This is a genomic window from Pseudomonas salomonii (assembly GCF_900107155.1).
Classification (GTDB): Bacteria; Pseudomonadota; Gammaproteobacteria; order Pseudomonadales; family Pseudomonadaceae; genus Aquipseudomonas; species Aquipseudomonas salomonii.
Map to the genome: position 1 here is coordinate 62,235 of NZ_FNOX01000012.1, position 23,982 is coordinate 86,216.

At 59.0% G+C, this 23,982-nt stretch carries 25 protein-coding genes; 16 read left to right on the top strand and 9 right to left on the bottom strand.

Annotated features, from left to right (window positions below; all coding sequences use genetic code 11):
- The first annotated feature begins 10 nt into the window (after positions 1-10).
- Genes BLV67_RS24845 through BLV67_RS24885 form a run of 10 tightly spaced genes read left to right on the top strand, consistent with a single transcriptional unit; the run spans position 11 to position 8,043 of the window.
- The gene (locus BLV67_RS24845) at positions 11-1,252 is read left to right on the top strand and encodes a phenylacetate--CoA ligase family protein (RefSeq protein ID WP_065931368.1); all 1,242 of its coding nucleotides are present in this window, start codon (positions 11-13) and stop codon (positions 1,250-1,252) included.
- 18 nt (positions 1,253-1,270) lie between these two features.
- Positions 1,271-2,032 (top strand): hypothetical protein, encoded by a 762-nt coding sequence (locus tag BLV67_RS24850; protein ID WP_163005565.1) that lies wholly within the window; start codon positions 1,271-1,273, stop codon positions 2,030-2,032.
- A gap of 9 nt (positions 2,033-2,041) precedes the next feature.
- Positions 2,042-2,569 (top strand): DUF6622 family protein, encoded by a 528-nt coding sequence (locus BLV67_RS24855; RefSeq protein WP_065931370.1) that lies wholly within the window; start codon positions 2,042-2,044, stop codon positions 2,567-2,569.
- 55 nt (positions 2,570-2,624) lie between these two features.
- Positions 2,625-2,990 carry a hypothetical protein gene (locus tag BLV67_RS24860; RefSeq protein WP_069786559.1) on the top strand — a complete coding sequence of 122 codons (366 nt, stop codon included), beginning with the start codon at positions 2,625-2,627 and terminating at the stop codon, positions 2,988-2,990.
- 53 nt (positions 2,991-3,043) lie between these two features.
- Positions 3,044-3,592 (top strand): hypothetical protein, encoded by a 549-nt coding sequence (locus tag BLV67_RS24865; RefSeq protein WP_065931372.1) that lies wholly within the window; start codon positions 3,044-3,046, stop codon positions 3,590-3,592.
- A complete protein-coding gene (locus BLV67_RS32700) occupies positions 3,582-3,923 on the top strand; it encodes an ApeI family dehydratase (protein ID WP_139114109.1) in 342 nt (113 codons plus the stop codon). The genes BLV67_RS24865 and BLV67_RS32700 overlap by 11 nt, the downstream gene beginning before the upstream one ends.
- Positions 3,916-4,638 carry an SDR family NAD(P)-dependent oxidoreductase gene (locus BLV67_RS24870; protein WP_069786560.1) on the top strand — a complete coding sequence of 241 codons (723 nt, stop codon included), beginning with the start codon at positions 3,916-3,918 and terminating at the stop codon, positions 4,636-4,638. The genes BLV67_RS32700 and BLV67_RS24870 overlap by 8 nt, the downstream gene beginning before the upstream one ends.
- A complete protein-coding gene (locus BLV67_RS24875) occupies positions 4,628-5,485 on the top strand; it encodes an arylamine N-acetyltransferase family protein (protein WP_065931374.1) in 858 nt (285 codons plus the stop codon). The genes BLV67_RS24870 and BLV67_RS24875 overlap by 11 nt, the downstream gene beginning before the upstream one ends.
- A gap of 4 nt (positions 5,486-5,489) precedes the next feature.
- A complete protein-coding gene (locus BLV67_RS24880) occupies positions 5,490-6,797 on the top strand; it encodes an ATP-grasp domain-containing protein (RefSeq protein WP_083269333.1) in 1,308 nt (435 codons plus the stop codon).
- Between the two features lie 28 nt (positions 6,798-6,825).
- Positions 6,826-8,043 carry a phenylacetate--CoA ligase family protein gene (locus BLV67_RS24885; RefSeq protein WP_065931376.1) on the top strand — a complete coding sequence of 406 codons (1,218 nt, stop codon included), beginning with the start codon at positions 6,826-6,828 and terminating at the stop codon, positions 8,041-8,043.
- A gap of 151 nt (positions 8,044-8,194) precedes the next feature.
- Here BLV67_RS24885 and BLV67_RS24890 read toward each other — a convergent pair whose 3' ends face one another.
- From BLV67_RS24890 to BLV67_RS24900, 3 genes are all read right to left on the bottom strand, one after another.
- Positions 8,195-9,475 carry a cation:dicarboxylate symporter family transporter gene (locus tag BLV67_RS24890; RefSeq protein ID WP_069786562.1) on the bottom strand — a complete coding sequence of 427 codons (1,281 nt, stop codon included), beginning with the start codon at positions 9,473-9,475 and terminating at the stop codon, positions 8,195-8,197.
- A 94-nt stretch (positions 9,476-9,569) separates the two neighbouring features.
- Entirely contained in the window at positions 9,570-10,778 is a 1,209-nt protein-coding gene (locus tag BLV67_RS24895) for a pyridoxal phosphate-dependent aminotransferase (protein WP_069786563.1), read from the bottom strand.
- Positions 10,779-10,780: 2 nt separating this feature from the next.
- Positions 10,781-11,446, bottom strand: coding sequence for an RraA family protein (locus tag BLV67_RS24900; RefSeq protein ID WP_069786564.1), 666 nt, complete (start codon positions 11,444-11,446; stop codon positions 10,781-10,783).
- 122 nt (positions 11,447-11,568) lie between these two features.
- On the opposite strand from BLV67_RS24900, the gene BLV67_RS24905 reads away from it, so the two are divergent.
- The 3 genes from BLV67_RS24905 (at position 11,569) to BLV67_RS24915 (ending at position 14,449) form a co-directional block, all read left to right on the top strand.
- Positions 11,569-12,465, top strand: a complete 897-nt coding sequence (locus tag BLV67_RS24905) for a LysR family transcriptional regulator (RefSeq protein ID WP_069786565.1) — start codon at positions 11,569-11,571, stop codon at positions 12,463-12,465.
- A 318-nt stretch (positions 12,466-12,783) separates the two neighbouring features.
- Positions 12,784-13,428 (top strand): hypothetical protein, encoded by a 645-nt coding sequence (locus BLV67_RS24910; RefSeq protein ID WP_069786566.1) that lies wholly within the window; start codon positions 12,784-12,786, stop codon positions 13,426-13,428.
- 97 nt (positions 13,429-13,525) lie between these two features.
- On the top strand, positions 13,526-14,449 hold the full coding sequence (locus BLV67_RS24915; RefSeq protein ID WP_065931382.1) for a LysR family transcriptional regulator: 924 nt from the start codon (positions 13,526-13,528) through the stop codon (positions 14,447-14,449).
- On the opposite strand, the gene BLV67_RS24920 is transcribed toward BLV67_RS24915, so the two are convergent.
- Positions 14,352-15,056 (bottom strand): TetR/AcrR family transcriptional regulator, encoded by a 705-nt coding sequence (locus BLV67_RS24920; protein WP_074854541.1) that lies wholly within the window; start codon positions 15,054-15,056, stop codon positions 14,352-14,354. The two genes, BLV67_RS24915 and BLV67_RS24920, sit on opposite strands and share 98 nt — an antisense overlap.
- A gap of 121 nt (positions 15,057-15,177) precedes the next feature.
- Between BLV67_RS24920 and BLV67_RS24925 the strand changes: the two genes are divergently transcribed.
- Complete coding sequence (locus tag BLV67_RS24925) at positions 15,178-16,395, top strand: MFS transporter (protein WP_069786567.1); 1,218 nt, start codon at positions 15,178-15,180, stop codon at positions 16,393-16,395.
- A gap of 204 nt (positions 16,396-16,599) precedes the next feature.
- Positions 16,600-17,466 (top strand): DNA/RNA non-specific endonuclease, encoded by an 867-nt coding sequence (locus tag BLV67_RS24930; RefSeq protein ID WP_069786568.1) that lies wholly within the window; start codon positions 16,600-16,602, stop codon positions 17,464-17,466.
- A 68-nt stretch (positions 17,467-17,534) separates the two neighbouring features.
- On the opposite strand, the gene BLV67_RS24935 is transcribed toward BLV67_RS24930, so the two are convergent.
- From BLV67_RS24935 to BLV67_RS24955, 5 genes are read right to left on the bottom strand one after another with little or no spacing between them, the layout of a single operon-like run.
- Entirely contained in the window at positions 17,535-18,554 is a 1,020-nt protein-coding gene (locus BLV67_RS24935; protein ID WP_056861168.1) for a branched-chain amino acid aminotransferase, read from the bottom strand.
- 33 nt (positions 18,555-18,587) lie between these two features.
- A complete protein-coding gene (locus tag BLV67_RS24940; RefSeq protein WP_069786569.1) occupies positions 18,588-19,838 on the bottom strand; it encodes an ATP-grasp domain-containing protein in 1,251 nt (416 codons plus the stop codon).
- Positions 19,835-20,782 (bottom strand): DMT family transporter, encoded by a 948-nt coding sequence (locus BLV67_RS24945; protein ID WP_074854542.1) that lies wholly within the window; start codon positions 20,780-20,782, stop codon positions 19,835-19,837. Before BLV67_RS24945 ends, BLV67_RS24940 begins: the two co-directional genes overlap by 4 nt.
- A complete protein-coding gene (locus tag BLV67_RS24950) occupies positions 20,779-21,984 on the bottom strand; it encodes a DUF6421 family protein (protein ID WP_069786570.1) in 1,206 nt (401 codons plus the stop codon). The genes BLV67_RS24945 and BLV67_RS24950 overlap by 4 nt, the downstream gene beginning before the upstream one ends.
- Positions 21,971-22,519 (bottom strand): type 2 periplasmic-binding domain-containing protein, encoded by a 549-nt coding sequence (locus tag BLV67_RS24955; RefSeq protein WP_069786571.1) that lies wholly within the window; start codon positions 22,517-22,519, stop codon positions 21,971-21,973. The genes BLV67_RS24950 and BLV67_RS24955 overlap by 14 nt, the downstream gene beginning before the upstream one ends.
- Before the next feature lie 237 nt (positions 22,520-22,756).
- Between BLV67_RS24955 and BLV67_RS24960 the strand changes: the two genes are divergently transcribed.
- Positions 22,757-23,968 carry a YeeE/YedE family protein gene (locus BLV67_RS24960; protein WP_069786572.1) on the top strand — a complete coding sequence of 404 codons (1,212 nt, stop codon included), beginning with the start codon at positions 22,757-22,759 and terminating at the stop codon, positions 23,966-23,968.
- The last annotated feature ends 14 nt before the right edge of the window (positions 23,969-23,982 follow it).

Consider the following 23,982-nt stretch of genomic DNA (forward strand, 5'->3'; position numbering starts at 1 on the left):
GGATTGCACAATGAAAACAATCCAGCGCCGCACAGCTTTTCCAGTCGATAAGTTTAATCAAATGGTGATGGGGTATATCAGTGAGGATTACCCTGGTTCGCTGCAAACGGTAACGGACTATCAGGGGTTTATCGACGCCTACCCCGTCATGGATAAAAGCGCCCTGGCAGCGTCGGGTCGGCAACTGCTGGCGGCCGGCAAAATGCAGGGCTGTTATGTCGTTTCGACCTCGGGCACTACCCGCAGCCCTGTGATTCTGGCGAATAAGTTCCTGCAGGGAGTTACCGAAAACAGCTACCCCTACCAAGTACGCCAGGCCATGGCCGAGCACGTATTCAGTGCCAATGACGTTGTGGCAAACCTGCTCACGGCTGGCGGCCTGGGTAACAGCTACGAGGGCATGTGCCGGTTGCTTGAGAATATTGGGGTGACCATCCTGCCTGTGGGCCGGCCGGATACCCTGTCCAATAACGCACTCTTGCTCGATTTGCTGGAACGTTTTTCTGCTGATGTCCTGGTGGGGTCACCCAGTGGGATTGTGCAAGTTGCTCAGGCCGCACTGAGTGCCGGTGTGTCGTTGCCCATACGCAAGATTGTTTTTGTCGGCGAAGCCTTCCACCTCTCCAAGCGCGAGTTCGTGAGTGAACAGTGGCCGCAGGCGTCTTTCTATAGCATTTACGGTGCGACGGAATTGGGCTTTGCCGCGATCAATACTCCACAGATGAGTGCGGGCCACCACTTGGTGCTTTCCGACTGGTTTTTCGTGGAGGTCAGCGAGCAAGGTGAACTGTTGGTCACCGATCTCAAAGCGCCTGTGGTGCCGCTTATTCGTTATCGCATTGGCGACTACGGCGAGCTCTTTTCAGTCTCGGGTGACGCGGCCTATTACTTGAGCATCGGCGACAGAGTAGAAGAAGAATTCAGTCTGGGAGGGCACAAGATTCGATTGGACCTTGTGCGCAAGCAACTGACCGCCGCGGGCGTGGATGCAACCTATTGCCAGGTCACACTCAAGTCGGTCGAGTTGGGGCGGGACCGCGTGGAAGTGGCGTTGGATCTACCCGATAGCGAGGTGGGCCAAAGTCTGCAGGCGCACGTTGCGTCAGTACTCAGCCAGATCCCCAAACTGAGTGAAGCCTTGCGGCGTGGCGTCGCCGAGTTGTCGGTTGTGGGCCGCGAGCACTTTCAGTTCAACGCCCGGCAAAAGCTACCGTCCCTGCGAGATGAGCGCCAGCGTGTGGGAGTTGCGTGAATGGGCGCAGAGCTATCAATGCGTATCGACAGATTGCTGGCCATTCCCACAGAGCAGCGTTGGCAGGGTGAACTCTTTCAAGCGTATTCGGATTTATTGATTGTATTGAACAACTACCCGCTGAACTTTTCGGATGAGACCGCGCACAGTAGCGAGCGCAGTCGGATGGCTGACTGCCAGCGAAAAGTGCTTGAGATAGAGCAGTTGTTCGAGTCGACGTTGAGCGAGCAGTGGGCAAACCTGTTGAGTGAGGGCAGCCCGCTCAGCCGTTTTTTCTACCGGATTTATCAACGCATGGTCAGCGCTGAACTCAAGAGTCTTGACGGTAGCCTGGGGCGGATGTGCCAGGTCGGTGTGGGGGCGATGCCGCTGAGTATTTTACTGTACCTGCAGAAAACATCCTTTGTGGTGACGGGTATTGATAGTGATCACAGCGCGATTGTGAAAGCCCGACAAGGGCTCCATGGCGCGCTGAGCGCCTTGGATATCCCGGCTGAACGTTTGAACCTGGTGGAGGCGGACGGCGTAGATTTTGATTACGGCAGTTATGACGTGGTGGTGGTGTCCATGACCGTGTCCCCGCGGTCTCGCGTGGTGCAACGTATTCTGGATACCTGTCGGCAGCCACAACTTCGGATCGTGTTGCGTGACACCGAAGGCTGGAAGCAGTTTATCTATCGCCCCGTCGGGCTGCCGGGTCAGGATGCTTTGAAGTTAGTGGCTCACCATGTTGGCTGCCCGATTAGCAGTGCTGTTTATTCCGTACGATCTCATCATTGAGGGATACCCATGCTTGTTATATTGCGTGAAACGCCACTGTGGGTGTATGCCGTTTTTTTCATGCTTCTCTATTACGGCGTGATGGCCTGTTTTAGAAGTACTGAAACACGTCGTTCCCTCTTGCTCAGCCCGGTCATCTTTGTGGTGTGGTCATTGGCGGCAATGGACTATGCCACGCATCCACTGCTTTCAATGGGCACCTGGGTGGCAGGGTTATTAGTCGGCTGGGCAATCGCAGCGTTGTGGTTTGACTATCACGGTATTACCCAAGGGGAGGCCCGGCACTCCATTTCAGTGCCGGGCTCATTAAAGCTGTTGATACTCTCGATGTTTTTTTTCGGCATTAAATATTACATCGGTTATGAGCAGGCGACAGATCGAGTGTTCGCCAGTTCATTGCCGATGGTGGTCTTGATTGGCGTGGCGTCGGGTTTGACGATCGGGCTGTTGTGCGGACGCGCGTGGAAGATGCTGTCGATTCTGAATCGGTATGCGCGAGACGGCATTGCCGATGCCACGTGTGTCAACAAGACATGAGGGGCGCCGGGTGCCGGGACGGTCAGCGGGCTGACAAGACGCCGTGGGAGGCTTCATGAATTATCTGGAACTGTGTCCTGAGTTGGAAAGGCATGGTGAGCTGTTCCGTGTTCGGCTGGATCCTGATGTGCTGGAGATGTTTATTGCTCGCTACGACGCCAGTCTGGTCACCGTTGAGCTGTGTCACCAGTTCGCGGTGAGGTGTGTGAGGGCGAGCGCCGGTGCGGTGTCAGTGGCCGAGCGGTTTTTGCCGGTGTCGTTGCGTAATCTGAGTGCGGGAGACCTGCGCCAGGCGCGCTATTTATTTGGCCAGGTCTCCCATGAGCCCCGTGGCGGCACGGTGCAGGTTTTCTCGTCGAGCGACCCCACTCAATACGATGAGGTGTTTTGTTTGGTGACGGTCATGGCCACGCAGCCATGAATTAAATCGGCCGGGATGCCTTTTGCGTTCTGCTCCCCAGGGGTGTGCATGTCATGATCAATCTTATTATTCCTCCGTTGTTGTTTCCTTACTTTCTGACCTGGCGATCGGGGAGTTATACCGAGGCGGCATTGTTGTCATTAGTGGTCTTGATTGTGCTGTGCTACAAGGGCTTGAAGCACAAGTTTGTTATTGATTGGAGTGTCGCGTGTGGCTTTGTTCTGGTCGCTTGTATTTCGTATGCTGAACCCGGATTTTTCAGCTTGTCATACACTAAACCGCTGATCTACGCCTTGTTGGCAGTGGCCGGGTGGGGCTCTTATTGTATTGGCAAACCCTTCACGCTGCAGTATGCAAAGTTGGAAGCTCCGGAGGAAGTCTGGCACACGCCGGCGTTCTTTTTCATCAATAAACATATCACCTTGATGTGGAATGCGGTGTTCAGCCTTAATTTTGGACTTGCTGTATTGAGTCTGATGTTTAACGACTACTGGCCGATTTACTTATTGATGTCTTACTTCACGATCTTGTGCGCCGTGGTGTTTACTCAAAAATACCCGGATTACTATTTGGCTCAGGGAGAAAGAAACCGTGCGGTATGAAGTGTTTACCACGTCACTGGAGTCAATAGACGAAAACCACTCGGTGTTGGTCCAGGTGGACGCGGTCGCTTCGATCTTTGATGAGCATTTTCCAGGGCATCCGATTGTTCCAGGTGCGTTTACGGTGGGTTTTGTGCTGAGTTGTTGCCGGCACCTGCTGCCGGGTGCGTCCCTGCGTGTAAAACGAGTGGTCTTTATGGCGCCGATCACACCAGGGGAGTGTCTGGATTTACAGTTTTCAGGGTTCGACCGGCCGGGCGCCAAGGAGGTCGGCTTTGTCCTGAAGACTTCACGTTCTGTACATTGTCGAGGGAGCGTCATGTATGACTAAGACCGCTATTGTAACGGGAGGAACGCGTGGAATAGGCCGCGCGATTGCAGGCAAGTTAATCGCGGAGGGATTTACCGTTTTCGCGACCTATTTCAAGGATGAAGCCGCTGCAGATCGCCTCACGTGCGAGTTCGGCCCGAGTGCAATCACGGCGCGCGTTGACGGTAGCGACAGGCGTCAGGTTGAACAGTTCTGCACGCAACTTCAGGGCCATCCTCTGCCTTCAGTGTTGGTCAACAATGCTGGCATCGCGCGCGATGGGTTGTTCTTGAGTCAAGAGCCGTCCACGTTTGAACAAGTGATGGCAAACAATTTTGGCGGCACGCTGAATTTTTGTGAGGTGTTTGCCCCGCTGATGGCAAAGGCACGCCACGGCAATATTATTAATATCGGTTCGGTTGCCGCGCAAAAAATAAAGTTGGGTAATACAGCCTATGGCTGCGCCAAAGCCGCGATTGAACGCCTGAGCATGGGCCTGTCGATCGAACTGGCGCGCTTTGATGTGCGAGTGAACTGCGTTTCTCCGGGCTTTGTGGATACGGACATGTTTCAGGCTTTCGCCGGTGATCAGGTCAGGGAGATTCTCAAGTCGATTCCCGCAAGACGGGTAATGACGGCTGAAGAAGTCGCCGAGGCCGTGTGTCTGCTGGCAACCCGGCGCCTTTCAACCACTGGCAGTTTGCTGCGTGTGGGGAATGGCGAAAATGTTGGATGAACCCTTGGAGGTTTGCCCCACGGCGCAACAGAACAGCCCGCCATGGTTGGGCGCGTATCTTCAGCGCGTGGGCAACCCTGACGCAAGCCAACCGGATCTTGCCAGCCTGGCCCGTCTGCACGAAGCGCACGTCACCCATATTCCATTTGATATGGCAGATGGATTTCTGGACGTAGAGGTGCCGTTTGCATTGAACCTCGTCGCTCAAAAAATCGTGTACGGGCAACGGGGCGGTGGTTGTACGCACATGAATGGCATTTTTGCGCAGGCCCTGGAAAGCCTTGGGTTCTCGGTGCAGCGCACCTTGGCCAAGACATTCGCGCACGGCGTATGCCGTGAGTTGTCTACGCACATGGCGCTGGTGGTCAGTGCGCAGGGAAAACGCTGGCTATGCGATGTCGGGTTTGGTCTGCGCGGCCCCATAAGGCCGCTTTCGCTTGATGAGCGTGATGATCAGCTGACGCAAGTGCAGGGTTGCCACCGCTATCGCGTCACGCGGCTGGGCAATCGTGACTGGTTGGTGGAGTACCTGCGCGGCGAGTGTTGGCAGGGCCTGCTGGTTGTCCGTGATGCAGACTACAACTATGAAGAGTTTCGCGTGACTCACTTTTACAACACCCATGCCCCCACCTCCCTGTTTGCCAGCCATTTCATTTGTGCCCGCCCTCATTCAGAAGGGGGCGACATCCTGCAAAACGGCACGCTGGTGTGTGTCCAGGGCAAGCGTCGCTCCAGCTACAACGTTCGAACGATTGACGAACTGGTTCGCCTGGTGAAGTCGCATTTCAACATCGTTCTTTGTGCGCAACGATTTCGTCAACTACCGCCAGGCATCAGCAGGGATTAATACGATGACTAAGCGCTGTCTGATCACCAACCCCGTCTCCAATGCAAATCTGTTAGTGGGGTACCTGAAGGAGCAGGGTGTTGACTGCTACGCCGTCATGGAGATGGATAAAGTCAGCAAAATGCCGACTTTGAGCGAGAAAAAGAAAGGCGAATTCAATGCCGAACTCTATCAAGGGATTTTTATCTCTGCCGAACAGGTACCGGGGCCTGATGAACTGCCTTTCGACATCATCCTCGCCGGCAGCGAGAACGGTGTATTCATCGCCGATATCTTGAGCGAGCGTCATGGCTTACCTGGCAATGACCCCGCTTACTCTCGGTTACGTCGCCATAAAGATGCGATGCAGCGCGCGCTGGCAGAGGCGGGTCTGGCGTGTATATCGACACACGTGCTGGAAGGGAAGGCAGCTGCGCAGTCGGTTCTGGAACACTGGGATGCGTACCCCTGTGTGCTCAAACCGCAGTCGTCGGCAGGCGGTGAAGGCGTGGTTTTTTGCAGAAACCGCGCTGAGTTGCAGAGCGCGATTCTTGCCGCGGATTGGGGCGGCTTTTCTTCAACATGGTCGGACAATGATTGTTTTGTGCTGCAACCCTTTGTCACCGGCAAAGAGTACGTTGTCGATATGGTCGCGCAGCAGGGCACCTATGTTGTTGCGTCCGTCTGTCGCTATATCCGCTGTGATGAACTGGGTATTGAAGGCTGCCCGTTCGTGAAGAAATTCACCTTCCTGCTGGACCCGAGCTCCGACGCGGTGCGGGCCTTGGTCGACTATGCCAAACACGCGGCTTCAGCCATGGGGATTGAAAACGGAGCAATCCATATGGAGTTGCTGGACAGCCCCAATGGCCCTGTGATGATCGAAGTGGGCGCGCGATTGCACGGCACCATCACCCCGGTGCTGTTCGCGCACTGTTACGCCCCTCACTTACTGGAACAACTGTACTTTTCCAGTTTCGCGCCGGCCGCTGAGCTGTCTGATGCGCGGCTGATCAAGCCTGGCATTATCAGTGACGTTATCAGCACCTCACCCGGTGTTTTCGGGGGGACGCCTGAGGGTTTGCCGGCAGCGGTCAGCCAGCTCAGCAGCCTGATAGGGGTTCAATTGAATGTCGAAGAAGGGCAGCCCTTCAAGAAAACCAGTGACCTGTTTTCGTCTTCGATGAATGCAGCTTTTTCCCATGCTGACGATGCTGCTCTGTGGGCAGACGTGCAGGTGTTTGAGCAATTGACCGCGTCAGCGCTGAACGGGGCGCAGTTGAGTCCCGAGAACTGGCGGTTTCTTAAGGATGAGTACCTCGCCTATTTTTAAGCCAGGTTCTGCAGGGAAGGCGGCTTGCATGCTAAATCACTCTTTTTTTGATGCGCAGTCTTTTGACCGTATGGTTGAGCACTATCGTGAGGCGGGTTACTCGGGTTACCCACGGGCGCTGAGCTATGAACAGTTTGACCGTCTGTACCCTGTATCTTCAAAGACCACACTTCAGGGTGTGGTGGAGAAGCTGCGTGATGAGGGCCGTTTGCGTCATTGTTATTTGGTCAGTTCGTCGGGTACAACCGCCTCTCCGCTGGTTGTGGCCAATGATTTTTGGCCCAGTGTCTCGCGAGACGCCTACGCAGTGGAGCTGCGTCGCTTTTTAGGGCAGCGGGTGTTTTCCAGTCAGGACGTCGTGGCCAACTTACTGGTGCCTGGCGGATTTGGCTGCTTGTACGAGGGGCTTTCGCGATTATTGGAGCCGATTGGCTGCACCGTTTTGCCTGTCGGGCGTCTGGACGCGCAGGACTGCCCCGAGGGGTGCCTGGATATCTGCCGCGAAGTGGGAGTCAGCGCCTTGCTGGCGACACCGGGCGGTATTATTCAGGCCGCTCACATGGCGTTGAAAGCCAATGTAGTGCTGGATATCAGAAAAGTGATTTATATCGGCGAAGCGTTCTCCGGCGCTAAGCAAGATTACATAAGAACGGTTTGGCCGAAGGCCGAGTTTTATGGCCTTTATGGGAATACCGAGATGGGCCTGGTGGGCGTTTCAACCCCTGCACACCCGCCGGGTCATTATGATTTCCTGAGCAAATGGGTACTGGCCGAGGTCGACGCCCAGGGCAAGTTGTATCTCAGTGATTTGAAGGCGCCTATTGTTCCGGTTATCCGTTATGACACGGGGGACATCGCTACGCTGCTGCCCACCTCGCAACAGCGGGTCGGCACCTTGATCCTGCAGGGGCGCAGTGATACGAGCTTTAATTTTTGCGGCAATTTACTCAGCCTCTCGACTGTCTGCCAGACCCTATGGCGCCGGTGTGGCCAGTCATTTGCCTTGCAGTTGACCCTGTCCACAGGGGATGCAGGCACAGACCACTTGAGCGTCAATTGCGATTTGACGTCGTTCGCTGATCCTGACGCGGCTTGTCGGGCTATCGAACTCGCCCTGATGAGCATCGCTGGCTTGGAGGAGGCGCTGCGACGCGGTGTCGCTACGCTCGGTATAGAGCGTGACGTTGAATTTTGGCGAAGTGCCCGTGAAAAAGAGCCGGTGTTGCGGGATGTGCGTCAGCGGTAAGTGTCGGTTGTGGCAGGCTTATACAATCCGGCCTCTAACACCTGGACCCGCTGGCGCAAAGCGTCTTGCCGGCGCCGGGGCACCCGTTAAGGACGAATACCTGCACTGTGGCGAGCAGGACAATCCTGATCACCACATGAACGGAGTGTGCTCAGGCACGTGTGCGAAAGCCCTTGGCATCGGCCGGTAAAGCCGGTTTGGCCTCACGCTGCTCCCACTTGGCAATCACCATCGGCGCCAACGCATTGCCCAACACATTCAGCGCGGTGGTCGGCATCTCCATCAAGCGATAAACCCCCGCGATAATCGCCACGCCTTCCAGCGGCAAGCCGGCACTGCCCAAGGTGGCGGAGAGAATCACAAACATAAACCCCGGCACACCGGCCGCACCTTTGGAGGTGAGCACCATGGTCACCACCAGCAAGGCCTGATCGCCCAGGCTCAGGTCGATGCCATACAACTGCGCCACAAACAACGTGCCGATGCCGAGGAACAGCGAGGCGCCGTCGAGGTTGAACGAGTAACCCACCGGCACCACAAAGCTCACCAGCGACGGCGGCACGCCATAGGTTTCGAGCTTTTTCATCAATTGTGGCATCACCGCCGCGGAGCTGGCGGTGGAGAAGGCCAATACCAGTTCATCCTTGATATGCCGCATCAAGGCAAACAGGTTGATCCCGCACAAACGCGCAACCAGGTTGAGCACCACCAGCACGAAAAACACGATGGACACATAGCTGACCATGATCAGTTTGGCCAATGGCAGCAGCGCGCTGAAACCGAAGTTGGCCACGGTGACGGCGATCATGCCGAACACGCCGATGGGCGCGTAGGCCATGATCATCGAGGTCAGTTTGAACATGCCATCCGAGACCCCGCGCATCAGCGCGATCACCGGGTCTTTGCGTTCGGCGGGCAAGCGCGACACAGCAAGGCCGAACATCACCGCAAAAAACAGCACCGACAACAGGCTGCCCTGGGCCATGGCGCTGATCACGTTGTCGGGGATGATGCCGACAATGATCTGCCCCAGGCTGTGGCCGCTGCCACCGCTGGCAGGCAGGGTGACAGTCGCCGCATGCAGGCTGGCCAGCTCAGTGCCGGCGCCGGGTTTGAGCAGGTTGCCCAACACCAGCCCGACAATGATCGCCAGGGTGGTGATGCAGAAAAAATAACTCAGGGTTTTGACCCCGATACGGCCCAGGGCCTTGCCGTCACCGTGCCCGGCAATGCCCACCACCATGCAAGAGAACACGATAGGCACGACGATCATCTTCATCAGCTTGATAAAAATATCGCCCGCCGGTTGCAGGATATTCTCTACCAGCCACGGCCGGGATTCGGGAAAACGGTGCAACAGGGCACCAATGGCGATGCCGGCGAGCAAGCCGATCATGATTTGCCAGACCAGCGCGATGCGGGGCGTGTGCATGGGAATGCCTCATTTGCGATCAATGATTTTTAAGTTGTTGTTCTAGGCAGTCAAAACAGCGGCCATCCCTTGGCCGCCGGGTGTTGCGCCGGGTTCAGCGCAGGTCGTGGCACGCGTCCCGGAGGCGACGGCAACCTTCTTCGATAACGTCTGGCGCGCTTGCGAAGGACAGGCGCACATAGGGCGACATGCCGTACGCCGCGCCGCTGACCGTGGCCAGGCCGTAATCGCGTAGCAAGTACTCCACCAGCTGCGTGTCGCTCTCCAGGGTTTCCCCTTGTGGCGTGAGCTTGCCCATCAGCCCGCTGACATTGGCGAACACATAGAACGCGCCGTCCGGTGGGGTCACGCTCACGCCGGGAATGCCCGCCAAGCGGTCCAACATCAGTGCACGGCGGCGCACGTATTCCTCGCGCATGGCAGTGATGGGTGCCTGCTCACCGGCAAAGGCCGCCACCGCAGCGGCCTGGCTCAACGAGCTGGGGCAGGTGGTGGTTTGCGACAGCAACTTGGCAATAGCGGCGATCAACCACGCCGGCCCTGCGCCAAAACCCAAGCGCCAGCCGGTCATCGCGTAGCCCTTGGAAGCGCCGTTGATGATCAGGGTGCGCGGTTTCAGGTCCGGCGCCAGGCGCGTCAGCGGCACGTGGCGGGCATTGCCATATACAAAGTGCTCGTAGATCTCATCGGCCATCACCAGCACGTGGGGATGTGCACGCAATACCAAGGCCAGGGCCAGCAGTTCGGCTTCGCTGTACACCGCGCCGCTGGGGTTGTTGGGGCTGTTGAGAATCACCCATTTGGTGCGCGGGGTGATCGCCTGTTCCAGCGCCTCGGGCGACAATTTGAAGCCCTGGTGTTCATCGCCGGGGATGATCACCGGTGTGGCGTCATTGAGCCGTGCCATGTCCGGGTAGGACACCCAGTACGGCGTATGCACGATGACCTCATCGCCGCGGTTAAGCGTGGCGGCCAGCGCGTGATAAATGATGTGCTTGCCGCCGCAGCCGGCGACCACTTCGTCCAGGCCGTAGACCAGATCATTGTCGCGGGAGAGCTTCAGGCAAATGGCCTGGCGCAGCGCGAGGGTGCCGGTGGTAGCAGTGTAATGGGTGTCGCCGCTCTCCATCGCCAGGCGGGCGGCGTGGAGAATATGCGCCGGGGTGTCGAAGTCCGGCTCGCCCACGGTGAAATTGACGATATCGCGGCCCTGGGCGCGCAGTTCAGTTACCAGGGCATTGGCGGCCACACTCGGCGACGGCGCGATGCCGAGCACACGCTCGGAAAGAAAGGCTGTGCTCATGTTCACTCCGCCAAGCCGGCGTTTACCAGCACTTTGTCTATCCAGCCTTGGCGCACCGCGCCCGTGGCGATTTCGGCCTTCACCGCTTCTTCGTGCTCGGCATGTTGCCCGGCACGGCGCAGCACTTGAGCCGCGTCAGCCTGGGAAAAAGCCACCAGCCCGTCTTCATCACCCACCAGCAAGTCGCCGGGGTTGATCAGCATGCCGCCGATGGACACCGGCACATTCACCTCGCCAGGCCCGGTTTTGTAAGGCCCGGTGTGTACGACGGCGCGAGCGTAGCAGGGCGTGTCCTCAAAGCTTGCGACATCACGAATCGCGCCGTCGATCACAAATCCCACGCAGCCGCGTTGCTGGGCGTAGAGCTTGACCAACTCGCCGATCACCGCGTTATTGATGTCGCCCTGGCCGTCCACCACCAGCACATGGCCGGGCTGCATCATGCTCATGGCCTTGTAGATCAGCAGGTTGTCGCCGGGCCGGGTTTTGACCGTGATCGCCGTGCCTACCAGCTTGCCGCTGCGGTTATAACGCGTCAGCCCACGGGCGCCGATATGGCGGCCGAGGTTGTCGCTGATATGCGGGGTGACCACATGGGCAAAGGCTTCGACCAGCTCGGCCGGAGCCATCGGGGCGTTGGGAAGGATGCGTGAACCGGGCAAGGACATGGCAAATCTCCAGAGTCGTCAGATAGCGAAGGGCTATGGCCGGATCTTAGGAGTGATAAACCGACAGTTTTAGCGATATTTTATGATGTGATAGCATCGATTTTTCTAATGAGTTGGTTGCCGTGATCACCTTCAAGCAAATCGACGCGCTGTACTGGATCGCTGAACTGGGCAGTTTTGAAGCGGCGGCCAACAAGTTGAACATGTCACAGTCGGCCATCTCCAAGCGCATCCAGGAGCTGGAAGACACCTTTGATGTAGAGATGTTCGACCGCAGCAAACGCAACGCGCGGCTGACCGAAAAGGGCGGCGAGCTACTCGACTATGCCCGCGACCTGCTCAAAGGCCGCGACCAGTTGCTCGAACGGGTCAGCGCCCGTGAAGTGCTGGTGCGCAGGTTTCGCCTGGGCGTCACCGAGTTGACCGCGCTGACGTGGTTACCGGCACTCGTCGAAACCTTGCGCCAGGCTTACCCCAAGGTGCAGATCGAGCCTTCGGTGGAACTCAGCAGCGAGCTGTTCCGCAAGCTCGAAAGCGACCAGCTGGATCTGGTGATCGTGCCTGACGTGTTCAGCGACCCACGCTTTCACAGCACCGCGCTGCAAAGCGTGGAAAATGCCTGGATCTGCGCACCCAGCCTGATCCCCGACGCCGACCCGGTGGGCCTCGAGACCTTGGCCAACTACACCGTGCTTACCCAGGGCGCGCAGTCGGGCACCGGGTTGATCTACGAGCGTTGGCTGGCCGCGCACAACGTGCAGATGCCGCGCACGCTGTCGAGCCACAACTTGTTGGTGCAGGTGGGGTTGGCATTGTCGGGGATTGGCGTAAGTTACCTGCCCAGGGCGTGCTTGTCGCACTTGATCGAGCAAGGCGCGCTACGGGCGCTGGTCACCGAGCCCGAATTGCCGCGCATCCAGTACGTGGCGTTGCACCGGGTGGACCGGCAGTTCGGCTTGAACCAGGACGTGGCGCAGATGGCGCAAGCGTGCTGCGATTTTTCGCGGTTACTGCTCTAGCGTATCCATCGCCACAGAAGTCTATTGCTCTAGCGCCGAACTTGATGATCGTTCCCACGCTGATCGTTCCCACGCTCTGCGTGGGAATGCATCCGGTGACGCTCCGCGTCACGCTTTAAAGTGCTGGACGCAGAGCGTCCGGGGCGGCATTCCCACGCGGAGCGTGGGAACGATCAATGCCTGGGAGCGGGTCAGCGAGCGCGCGCGCCGCATGGGCGTTTTGGCACATTCGCCAGTTTTAACATAGGCTAATTGTGTATTGCTTGATCGTAGAAGGTTGCCGTAAGTTCGCCTGCCGTCATCAGGAGCAACATTGGCATGAACCGCTTACCTTCTCAACATAAATCCCGGCAACGCAGTCATTGGGAGCTCCTGCAAATCAAGGTGGGTGTGGCCGCGAGCCTTGTTTCAGTCGTGGCCCTGTTGTGTGTGGCGGGTTGGACGGTCTGGGTGACTTACTACGTAAAGCAAGACTCGCAAATGAGTGCACTGCTGCTTAAAGAGATGCAGATCAAAACCGAGTTGAGCGCCCATGTGGGTGCGACCTTGAAGACTCAACTGATGCCTGCCGAGGACGGCGCCAGTCTGCTGGAAGTGGGTGTCACACTGTCCAACAGCGGTAATGACATTGCACGGCTGAATCTGGACCGGCGTGTTTTGTCGATCGTAAAGGTTCAGCGCTTTGACGCGGGTTTGCCGGTGTATGGGCCTGCCTGGGATGTGGCAGAGGCGCGGTATGACGGTATGAGCTCGACCTTGCTGGTATTTCCCTTTCTGGATATCGGGCCTTCCGAAACCTATGAGCTCAAGTACATCGTCAAGCTTGATGAGCCAGGCGTGTACCTGGTCCGCTTTCTTTCGCGGATGAAAGGCGATCATATAGAGCGGCACAAACTTAAAATGAATACACCCTCCATCATTGAATACTCAACCGGGGCAGATGCATTTGTCACCGTGCCCTGAGGGCGAGTGATCTTTGGCGTTTCTCGCCCGGCACGCTGTATTAAAGGGCAAGAGACTGGTAAGTATGGCGTCGGATAGTGAGCCGATGTAATCAATCATGAAACGCCATTTCGAAGATTTGCAGCTGGGCAGCATCGAGCTGTTCTGCCTGGCTGCCGAAGCCGGCAGCTTTACTGCAGCTGCGCAGGCCGCAGGCGTTACCCCGGCCGCCGTGAGCCGGAGTATTTCGCGCCTGGAAGAACGCCTGGGTTCGCGCTTGTTTGTGCGCACCACCCGTAGCATTCGCCTCACCGACAGCGGCCGCACATTTTACGAGCAGTGCCGCCAGGCGCTGACGCAACTGGTGGAGGCCCAGCAACAGGTGATGGGCGCGCAGGCGGTGCCGTCCGGGCGTTTGCGCATCAGTGTGCCGACCACTTACGCACATCACCGCTTGCTGCCGCTGCTGCCCAGGTTCCGTGCGCAGTACCCGCAAGTCACTGTGGATATCCACATCAGCAACCGCAATATCGACTTCGTTGCCGAAGGTTATGACCTGGCCATTCGCGTGCGCGCCCAGCCGGATTCGTCGCTGATCGCGCGGCTGCTGGAAGATGCTGAGTTGGTGGTTATCGCTGCGCCTGCGTACTTGCAGCGCGTCGGCACGCCGCAGACGCTGGACGATCTGCCATTGCATGAGTGCATTCAGTTTGAACTGCCCAGCAATGGCCGGCGCATCCCCTGGCTGTTCCAGCTGCAAGGCCAGGAGCAGGAGTTTGCCGGAGAGGCCGGTTACAGCATTGCCCATGATGTGCTGGGCGGCGTAACCCTGGCCAAACACGGCGCGGGGTTGTTTCAGACCTACAAGTTTATCGTTGAGCGTGAATTGGCCGACGGCAGCCTGGTTGAAGTGCTGAAGCCGTTTGGCGGGCGTTCACGGCCCTTCACCTTGCTGTATCCCCATGGGCGCTATGTGCCGCATCGGGTGCGGGCGTTTGTGGATTTTTTGCTGGCATGTCGGGACGAATGGGCGACGCGGTAACGGCCGTAATGTCCCATGTCAGCAGGAGTTGGCTGATCGCCGCGTCGATATCCTTAAACCGCACGTTATCGCGCGCCAGGATCGAAACGCCCTGCAGGAAACTGTCAAATACCGTCGCCATCGACGCCGCTTGCGTGGTGCCTGGCAATTGCCCAAGACGTATGCCGCGCTCAACGCAGGCCACAATGCCCGCCCGGGTACGCACCCGCGATTGCGTCAGTGCGTCCGCGACCCGTGCATTCTCCGGGCTGGGTGCGCTCATCACGCCCAGCGCCACCATGCAGCCCTTGGGGTGCCCGTCTTCACACTGCATGCGCGCCGACTGGCGCAACGCGGTTTCGATCGCCGTGCGAGGTGGCAAAGCCTCGTCCCACAGGCATTCGGTGACCTGGGCATAGGTGGCCAGATAACGCTGCACGCACTCATCGAACAGCGCTTCTTTGGAGCCGAATGCCGCGTAAAAACTTGGCGCGGAGATACCGCCACCCAAGCCGGCCTTGAGCTGGGCGAGGGAGGTGGCGTCATAACCATGCTGCCAGAACAGATGCATGGCCTGTTCAACGGCCTGGTCTCGGTCGAAATTACGCGGGCGGCCCATTTGTGCCATGTGGGGAATCCTCTGGGTAAGCGAGATAAATACTAGTCGATACATAAGTCGTTGACAACGCACGGTGTGCGCACGCAACATTTATATCGATCAGTATCTAAGTCGTCCCAAGGAGTCTCCCGTGACACCCTCACTCAGCTTATCCGCGTCCTCCGACCGCCTGCCCATTGGCGCTTTGCTTGCCCTGGCCATGACCGGCTTTATCTGCATCGTTACCGAAACCTTGCCCGCCGGGCTGTTGCCGTTGATCAGCGATGGCCTGGCGATTTCGCCGTCGATGGCCGGGCAGATGGTCACGGCGTACGCGCTGGGTTCGGTGCTGGCGGTGATTCCCATGACCATTGCCACCCGTGGCTGGCGGCGGCGCAATGTGTTGCTGCTGACCATCGTCGGCTTTCTGCTGTTTAACTCCATCACCGCGTTGTCGTCCCATTACGGCATAACCCTGGTGGCGCGGTTCTTTGCCGGCGTGGCGGCGGGGCTGGCCTGGAGCCTGCTGGCCGGTTATGCCCGGCGCATGGTTGCGCCGCACCAACAGGGCCGGGCGCTGGCACTGGCCATGGTGGGTACGCCGATTGCGTTGTCGCTGGGTGTGCCGCTGGGCACGTGGCTGGGTGGCCTGGTGGGCTGGCGTACCACCTTTGGTCTGATGTCGGCGCTGACGCTGCTGCTGGTCGTGTGGGTGCTGGCGAAAGTTCCGGACTATCCGCCGCAGCCTGCGCACCAGCGTCTGTCCCTGGGCCAAGTGCTGACCACGCCCGGCGTGCGGCCGGTGCTGGCGGTGGTGATCAGTTGGATGCTGGCACACAACATTCTGTACACCTACATTGCCCCGTTTGTGGCGCGTGCAGGCTTGGCTGAACGTGTGGATTTAGTCTTGCTGGTGTTCGGCATTGCCGCGCTGCTGGGGATCTGGTTGACGGCCAAACTGGTCGAACCGCTGTTGCGCAAGACCGTGCTGGCAAGCCTGGTGACGTTTGCAGCGGTAACCCTGGTGTTCGGCTTTGTCGGCAGCGTGCCGCAGGTGATCTACCTTGGCGTGGCCGTGTGGGGTCTGAGTTTTGGTGGCGCTGCGACACTGCTGCAAACCGCATTGGCCGATGCCGCCGGAGAGGGCGCCGATGTGGCGCTGTCGCTGAACGTGGTGGCGTGGAACAGCGCCATTGCGGCCAGCGGTGTAGTCGGTGGCGTGCTGCTGAAAACGTGGGGCGCCGCCTCCTTTCCATGGGCAATGGCGCTGTTGCTGCTGGTGGCGTTGGTGATTGCCTGCACGGCGCGTGCCCATGGCTTCAAACCGGGACGGCGGTCAGCCGATGGGCCAGCGGTGGCGGGGCACTAGGCGCTAAGCGAGCTTCACGTTCATGGTGCCGCCTGCCCGTTCGGCAAGTGGCTTCCCCGGCAGGCGCAGCATCCTGCGTGAAGCGCTGGCGTGCCTTAACGAGGTGGGGATCCTGGCGCGGGCGGCCTGGAATTCGATCCGTCAGGCGTCGCACTAAAGGTTAAAGTGAGGGTCCATTAGGCTCCTCACTTTAAGATATAAAACATGCACTTACGCATTATTGCAGTTGGCCTGTCGGCGTTTGTTCTGCTCTCGCCCGGCGCACAGGCCCGCAGCCTGCTGGACCTGATCAAACCACCCGCCCATGAACACACTTCGCGCTCAAGCTCCATCAGCCAAAGCGCGGCCCTCGGTCTCTATTCCAGTCAAGAAAAACAGCTCTCCTTCGACGGCTGCGCGGACCTGTTTCCCGGCGCCAAGCCGATCAACACGGCCACTGTACCCGCCTCGATGAAACCCATGGCGCTGTGTTCGGATCACTTTGCGGTGCTCTACTCGCAAACCAGCAAGACGCCTTTGGTGGTGGTTGAGCGTTTGAATGCCGCACAGCTGAAAGACGCCAAGGGTGAAGCGCGCACCAACCAGTTTTATCCCGACCCGCGCATTCCCAAAGGCGCGCGCGCGGAATTGAGCGACTATCGCAGCCAGCACCCGGCGGTGGACCGCGGCCATCAATCCCCGGCCGCCGATGCGCCAAGCGCAAATGCCATGGCGCAGTCCTTCGCCTTGTCGAACATGGTGCCGCAAGACCCCACCAACAACCGCAAGATTTGGAGCAAGGTCGAGGCCGACGTGCGCAAGTTCGCCGTGCGCGCCGGCGGCAATGTGTTTGTGTTCACCGGCCCGTTGTTTGATGCCGGCTACAGCACCGTCGGCGACAACAAGGTGTGGGTGCCCACGCGCCTGTTCAAGCTGGTGTACGACGCCTCGTCCCAACGCGCCTGGGCCTATGTGCTGCCCAACGCCGAAACCCGTATCCAGAAGCCGATGGACTACGATACGTTCGTGAAAAGCACCGGGCTCAAGTTGCTCGGCAACTTACCGGTTACGGGGTCAGTGGGTCGGACATAACCACTTTTCTGGATGGGCCCGCTGTACTGGCGCCCACGGGGTGTCGGCACAGCGGGCGTCTCACGGCTTTAGACTTTTTCGATCCAGCCTGCCGGCGCTTCAACGTCGCCGTTCTGGATGCCGGTCAGCTCATTGAACAGACGTTGGGTCAGCGGGCCGGCCTCATGTTCGCTGTGGAATACATGCAGGTGATCGTTGTAGCGGATACCGCCGATCGGTGTGATCACCGCTGCGGTGCCGCACGCACCGGCTTCCTTGTAAGCCGCGAGGTTGTCGATATACACGTCTTCTTCCACCGCCTTGAGCCCCAGACGGCTTTGCGCAAGCTCGATCAGCGAGGCGCGGGTGATGCCAGGCAATACTGAAGGTGAACGCGGCGTCACAAAGGTGTTGTCATGGGTGATGGCAAAGAAATTGGCCGAGCCGACTTCTTCGATTTTTTTATGGGTCAGCGGGTCGAGGTAAATGCAGTCGGCAAAACCCGCCTGCCGTGCCTCGGTACCGGGTAGCAGGCTGGCCGCGTAGTTCCCGCCGACCTTGGCAGCGCCCGTGCCATTGGGGGCGGCGCGGTCATAGTCCGAAATGATGAAGTTGCTCGGTTGCAACACGCCTTTGAACAACGCGCCGACCGGGATGCAAAACACGCAGAAGATAAACTCCGGCGCGGTACGCACACCGATGTTATCGCCCACACCGATCACGAAAGGTCGCAGATACAGCGAACTGCCTGTTCCGTAGGGCGGCAGGAAGCGTTCGTTGGCCTTGATCACCTGCTTGCAGGCATCGATGAATTGCGCGGTCGAGACGGGCGGCATCAGCAGCCGTGAGCAACTGCGCTGCATACGGGCAGCATTCTGATCGGGGCGAAACAGGTTGATCGAACCATCCTTGCAACGGTAGGCCTTCATCCCCTCAAAACACTGCTGGCCATAATGCAGCGCGGTTGAGCCTTCGCTGATATGCAGTTGGTTATCTTCGGTCAGCGCACCTTCCTGCCACTGACCGTCACGCCAGTGTGCAATGTAACGAAGGTCGGTTTTCCTGTAGCTGAAGCCCAGGTTATTCCAATCCAGTTGCGGATGTTCCATATCACGACTCCCGAACCCGGCTACGGGTGGTATTTATTGGTTCCAGTTGATGCTCAATGACGCATCAAGCCATTGGTGGTACGCGTTCGCCGCCTCATCCGAGGCATGTACCGAGAAGATGAACCCTGGGTAGCCGCCAAACGCGGGAGGGGGTGGTGAAAGGTGTCCGGCCTCGAAAAAGGTGACGATCCGTGCGGTTTCTGGGTGTTGCTCGACCTTTTCCAGCCCGCTGAAACCGTTGAAACGGCCATCGCCGCGCAGAGGAATGATGTAGTTTGCAGCCACTCTGGCGGCCGGCAGTACATCGGGCAGTGCCGGGGTCGGCAGACCCAGGGCAGCCTTCATGCACAGTGCGGCGAACGACACGCCGGTGCTCTGTTCCACCACAAAGTGCGAGACCCCCGAGCCCCCTATGCGTGCGCCGATTTCAATCACGTAGGCTTGCTGCTTGGCATCCAGGCGCAGCTCCACATGGGCGGCGCCCATGGTAATGCCCAACGCCTTGACCCCGGCGCGCGCGGTTTCGCACAGCGCCATGATCAAGGGGTCGTCGATATCTCGACGCTGGCGGTAGATCGTTTCTTCAAACCAGGGCCCTTCGGGTTGGCCCTTGTCGCCCACGGCCAGGACATGCACCCCTTCGATGTCGACAAAGCACTCCACCACGAATTCTTTACCCGGCAAATACTGTTCAACAACCAGGCCTGCGGCTTTGTCCTGGTCATAGAAACGTGCCAGGTCCTTGCTCTGTACCTCCCAAACAGCGTTGACCAGGCCGGGAAGCTCTTCGGCCGTTTTGGCCAGCATCACACCGGTGCTCGACCAGCCGGAGAGCGGCTTGATCACCAGGGGCAAGCCCAGGGCGCGGGTTTGGGAGAGGTCGTGGGGGTTATCAATGTAGCAAAAGCCCGGCGACCTCAAGCCTGCCTCGGCAAAGGCCTGGCGCATCAGGTACTTGTTGCGGGCCAGCGCCGCCACATGGGGATCGATGCCAGGTGTACCGATTTTTTGCGCCGCCAGCGCCGTCCAGATGATCGCTTCTTCGCGAACCGTCATGACCCCGCCAATCCCTCTCTCTTGCGCGCCGGCCGCGAACGCTTCCAGCGCCACCTGAGGCTCGTCGAACACCGGCAGCTGCCAGGTCGACGTAACCGCCGGCAAGTGCGCGGGGGCGCTTTCGGTCGTGTCGTAAATCAGTACCAGCTCAATACCTGCCGCTTCTGCGGCCTCAAATACAAAGGACAACTTGGCACTGCGGTGGCAAACCAACGCGAGCTTTTTCATTGTATTTCCTCACTAACCGGTGGGTTTGGGGCGCGACGCTTGAACGTCCAGCCCGAGGCGCCTGATGCATCCATGAATAACAGGGTGATCCCCACCATGACCGCAATCATCGCGACGATTTTTACTGCACCCAAGGTCGTGCCGGAGCCGATCAACCACTCACCGGTGACCACGGCGAACGGCGCCAGCAAGCCAATCGCATTGGCATACAGCACGCCGCCCTCGGCCAAAACCTTCTGGTACAACACATACACCGGCGCCGAGCAGGCAGCGCCCAAAATCAGCACTTTGAGCGCGTCCTCAAGGTTCAGGAGCAACAAGGGCGCGGGGTCGAGAACGAACAGCGGCACAAAGCACGCCGCGGCGATCAGCGTGACCCAGGCCAGCGAGTTGATCAGTGGCAGATCCTTGAGGTAACGCTTGGACAGCAGGCCATAAACGGCGTAGGAAAGCGCCGCGACCAAGGCCAGCGCAATGCCTGAGGCGCTGACTGCGCCAACGTCGCCGGTGTGGGTATTGAACGCCAGCGCCGCGACACTGACGATCACCACACCCGCCAGCTTGAGCCAGGAAAACCCCAGGCTGCGGGTCAGCAGACCCAGCAGGTAGGTAATGCCCGGAATCGTCGCCAGGACCATGGTCAGGTCGCTGGCTTTCAGCGTTTTCAAGGCGCCGAAGCTGCAGACAAAGTAGAGCGAGAACCCCAGGATCGACAGGATGAAAAAACCCGGCATCCTGGCGAGCAGGGGCTTGGAAGCCTGCGGCGGCCGTGTGCTGAACGCCACGATCAGCCATAAGGCGGCCGTTGTGGCCCACAGCCTGAGCCCAACGGCATGCATCACCGCAAGGCTACCGAGCAGGCTTTTCGACAGCAGCCAACTGATCGAGAACAACGCGAGAATGGCCACGGTGAACAGCAGCAGGCGGACCTTCAATGCATTCATTGGGGGCACTCGGCCAGCACGCGGCGTGCGTAGTGCGTGGCCGGGAAATTGAAGCGTGCCAGTGGGGTTTGCGGTGCGCCCAGATGCTGCTGCACATAAGCTTTGGCACCCGCCAGATAGGCCTCGTCGTCGAGTGCTTCGAGGGCCTCGATATCGGCGATCATCGACACCAGCTTTTGGCCAAGACGTTCGCTGTCGAAGGTGAGGTGACCGTGCTCGGTTTCGATCAATGCCTTGGCATTGATCAGCATCTCGAACAGCAAAATCCCGGTGCCGGCATCGAACGTCATGTGCTGGTCCGAGCCTTTGGGGTAGCGGAACATGCGTTCGAGCAGGATGAACTCGGCGATTTCACGCCAAAAGTCCGGACGGTGTTCCAGCACCAGGCGCACCGTAATCAGGTCACACTTGGTTTCTTCCAGCAGGCCGGTAAACCAATTCAGCTTTATGTAGAGGTTTTTGTCCAACGGGCGTGGCCCGGTGTGGTGCGCATAGTCGTGGTAATAACCCCACAGGCAACGCGCGTCGTACATGTCTGACTCAGACATCTGGCGGCTGCTCAGTTGGCCGAACAGGAACGGGCTCTGGCGCCCGAACAAGCGGTCTGCCTCGACGAGTGTCTGCTCGTTGTAGATACGCAGAAACTTGCTGAAGAAGAACAACGCGAAGGTCTGTTTATCGACCTTGGCTGCCGTCGCCACGGACTCTGGAAACAGCACAATGCAATTGCCTTGCAGGAACCCCTTCGAGGCCGCTCCCAGCTTGATGCATTGAAACGGTGCCACGTAGTGCTCGGTGTACTGCGCGGCCTTTGCCAGGTAAGGGGTTTCACTGCGGTAGCCGGTGACCAGCTCCAGCCGAAAGCCTTCGGGGTCTGGGCCGTTGGTCGCGCGCATGGGGGCCAGAAGAAACAAGGCGTCGCCGGGTGCAGGGGTGTTGAAACTGGCGAGTGTCTTATCGAACAAAGGCCGTTGATCCAGGCCATTCTTCAGCCAGTTGCCCAGGTCTTCCAGCGTCGCCGTCAGCAGCGGCGCAGACAGCCCGTCGATCATTGCGGCGTGCCGGTCAAGCTCGGCGATCAAGCGGTTGATGCGGGCCTGGTCGGCCAGGTCCGGGGCCTTGATGCTGCCATCCAGTTCCTGGCGGGCACGCACTTCATTGACGATATTGACCAGGGTCGACAGCGGTTCAGGCTTTTGCATGGTCGGCTCGCTTCAGCGAATGGACCAGAAAGGCCATCGGCACCTGGCCGAAATCCTCAATGATGTTCAGTTCATGCAGGTCTGCCGCGACCACGGTGGTCACGCACGCATCTGCCTGGCCAGTGCTGCACAGCACGGCGGCATCGGCATTGCTGTTGGCAAACACCTTGCGGTAATGGCTGGCCACCAGGGATTGGGGCGCGGGGTGGGTTGCCACACTCTTTATCTGGTCGGCGCTGGTACGACTGGCAAGCACCATGGAATGGGTCGGCATGATGAAGCTGTCGCACAACTCCATATCGCCCAGGCGGGTAAAAATCAGTGTATGCAAATCGGGATAGGCGGCGCAGCTTAAAAGATAGCCGTCCTGTTTTCCGGACAACTCATCAAAGGCTTGCTCAAGCGTCTCATGCAGAACAATTCGCTGCGTGCCATTGCGCTCTTCACGAGAGTCAAGCCACCACTGCGCGGCGGTGGCGCAATTGGTACCCTCGGGGCCGAGGGTATAGATAGTCGGACTGATAGCCGTGTGCATGCTTTAACTTCCTTGTCAGAGCCCACCGGACAGCGGGCCAGAATCCATTCCTGCCACCTGTTGGTGGCTGCCTTGGCGCAGGTTACTGTAGGTTTTTTGTTCAAGCAATACACCCGGCTAAACTAAACTTTGCCACCTTCGCGGCCTTGCCTGGCCGTCTGAATTCCTGCAAAGGCCGACCCTGTCAGGGTTTATACTCACCGCCAATCTCCCCCCCGATCAGATCCGAGAAAGCCCATGAGCACCTCCCTTTCCCTGACCCCAGCGCGCAAGCCTATCGCGCCTTTGGCGGCTTTTATCATCCTGGTGGCCGGCGCCGTATTCCTGCAAAACAGCGTCGGCTCGCGCCAGGTGCTGTTGCTGGTGGTTGGCGCCGCATTGGGCTTGACCCTGTACCACGCCGCTTTCGGGTTCACGTCGGCCTGGCGCGTATTTATCAATGATCGGCGCGGCGCCGGCTTGCGCGCACAGATGGTCATGCTGGCAGTGGCGGTGTTGCTGTTCTTCCCGGCGCTGGGAGCGGGCACGTTGTTCGGCCAGCCGGTGGTCGGGCTGGTAGCACCGGCTGGCGTGTCGGTGGTGTTCGGGGCGTTTATCTTTGGTATCGGCATGCAGTTGGGCGGCGGTTGTGCATCCGGCACGCTGTTCACCGTGGGCGGCGGCAATGCGCGCATGCTGGTGACGCTGCTGTTCTTTATCTGCGGTTCATTGATTGCCACCCACCATGTGGATTGGTGGTTCGCGTTGCCGGCGTTCCCGGCGGTGTCCATCGTCAAGAGCTTCGGCGTGTTGCCGGCCATGGTTCTGAGCCTGGCCGTGTTTGCGCTCATTGCGCTGGTTTCCGTGCGCTTGGAGAAGGGCCGTCACGGCCAGCTTGAACCAGGCGTGACCAGCGGGCACATCGGTCTGCGCCGTTTCCTGCGCGGGCCTTGGCCGTTGGTGTGGGGGGCAATCGGTCTGGCACTGCTTAACTATGCGACGCTGGCGCTGGCCGGACGGCCATGGGGCATTACCTCGGCGTTCGCGTTGTGGGGTGCCAAAGTGGCCGGCGGCTTGGGTGTGGACGTGGCCAGTTGGGCGTTCTGGCAAATGCCGGGCAACGCCAAAGCCCTGGCAGCCCCCGTGTGGCAAGACATCACCAGCGTGATGGACATCGGCATCGTCCTCGGCGCGCTGTTGGCTGCGGGCCTGGCCGGGCGTTTTGCCCCAAGCCTGAAAATCCCGGCGCGCTCGCTGGTGGCCGCCGTGATCGGTGGTTTGATGCTGGGCTATGGTTCGCGCCTGGCCTACGGCTGCAACATCGGCGCGTATTTCAGCGGCATCGCCTCCGGCAGCCTGCATGGCTGGGTGTGGTTGGTGGCAGCGTTTATCGGTAACAGCGTGGGTGTGCGCCTGCGGCCGTTCTTCTTCGCAGGCGAACGACCGCAGGTGGCCTTGAGCGGATGCTGAACCCCAACGAGCGA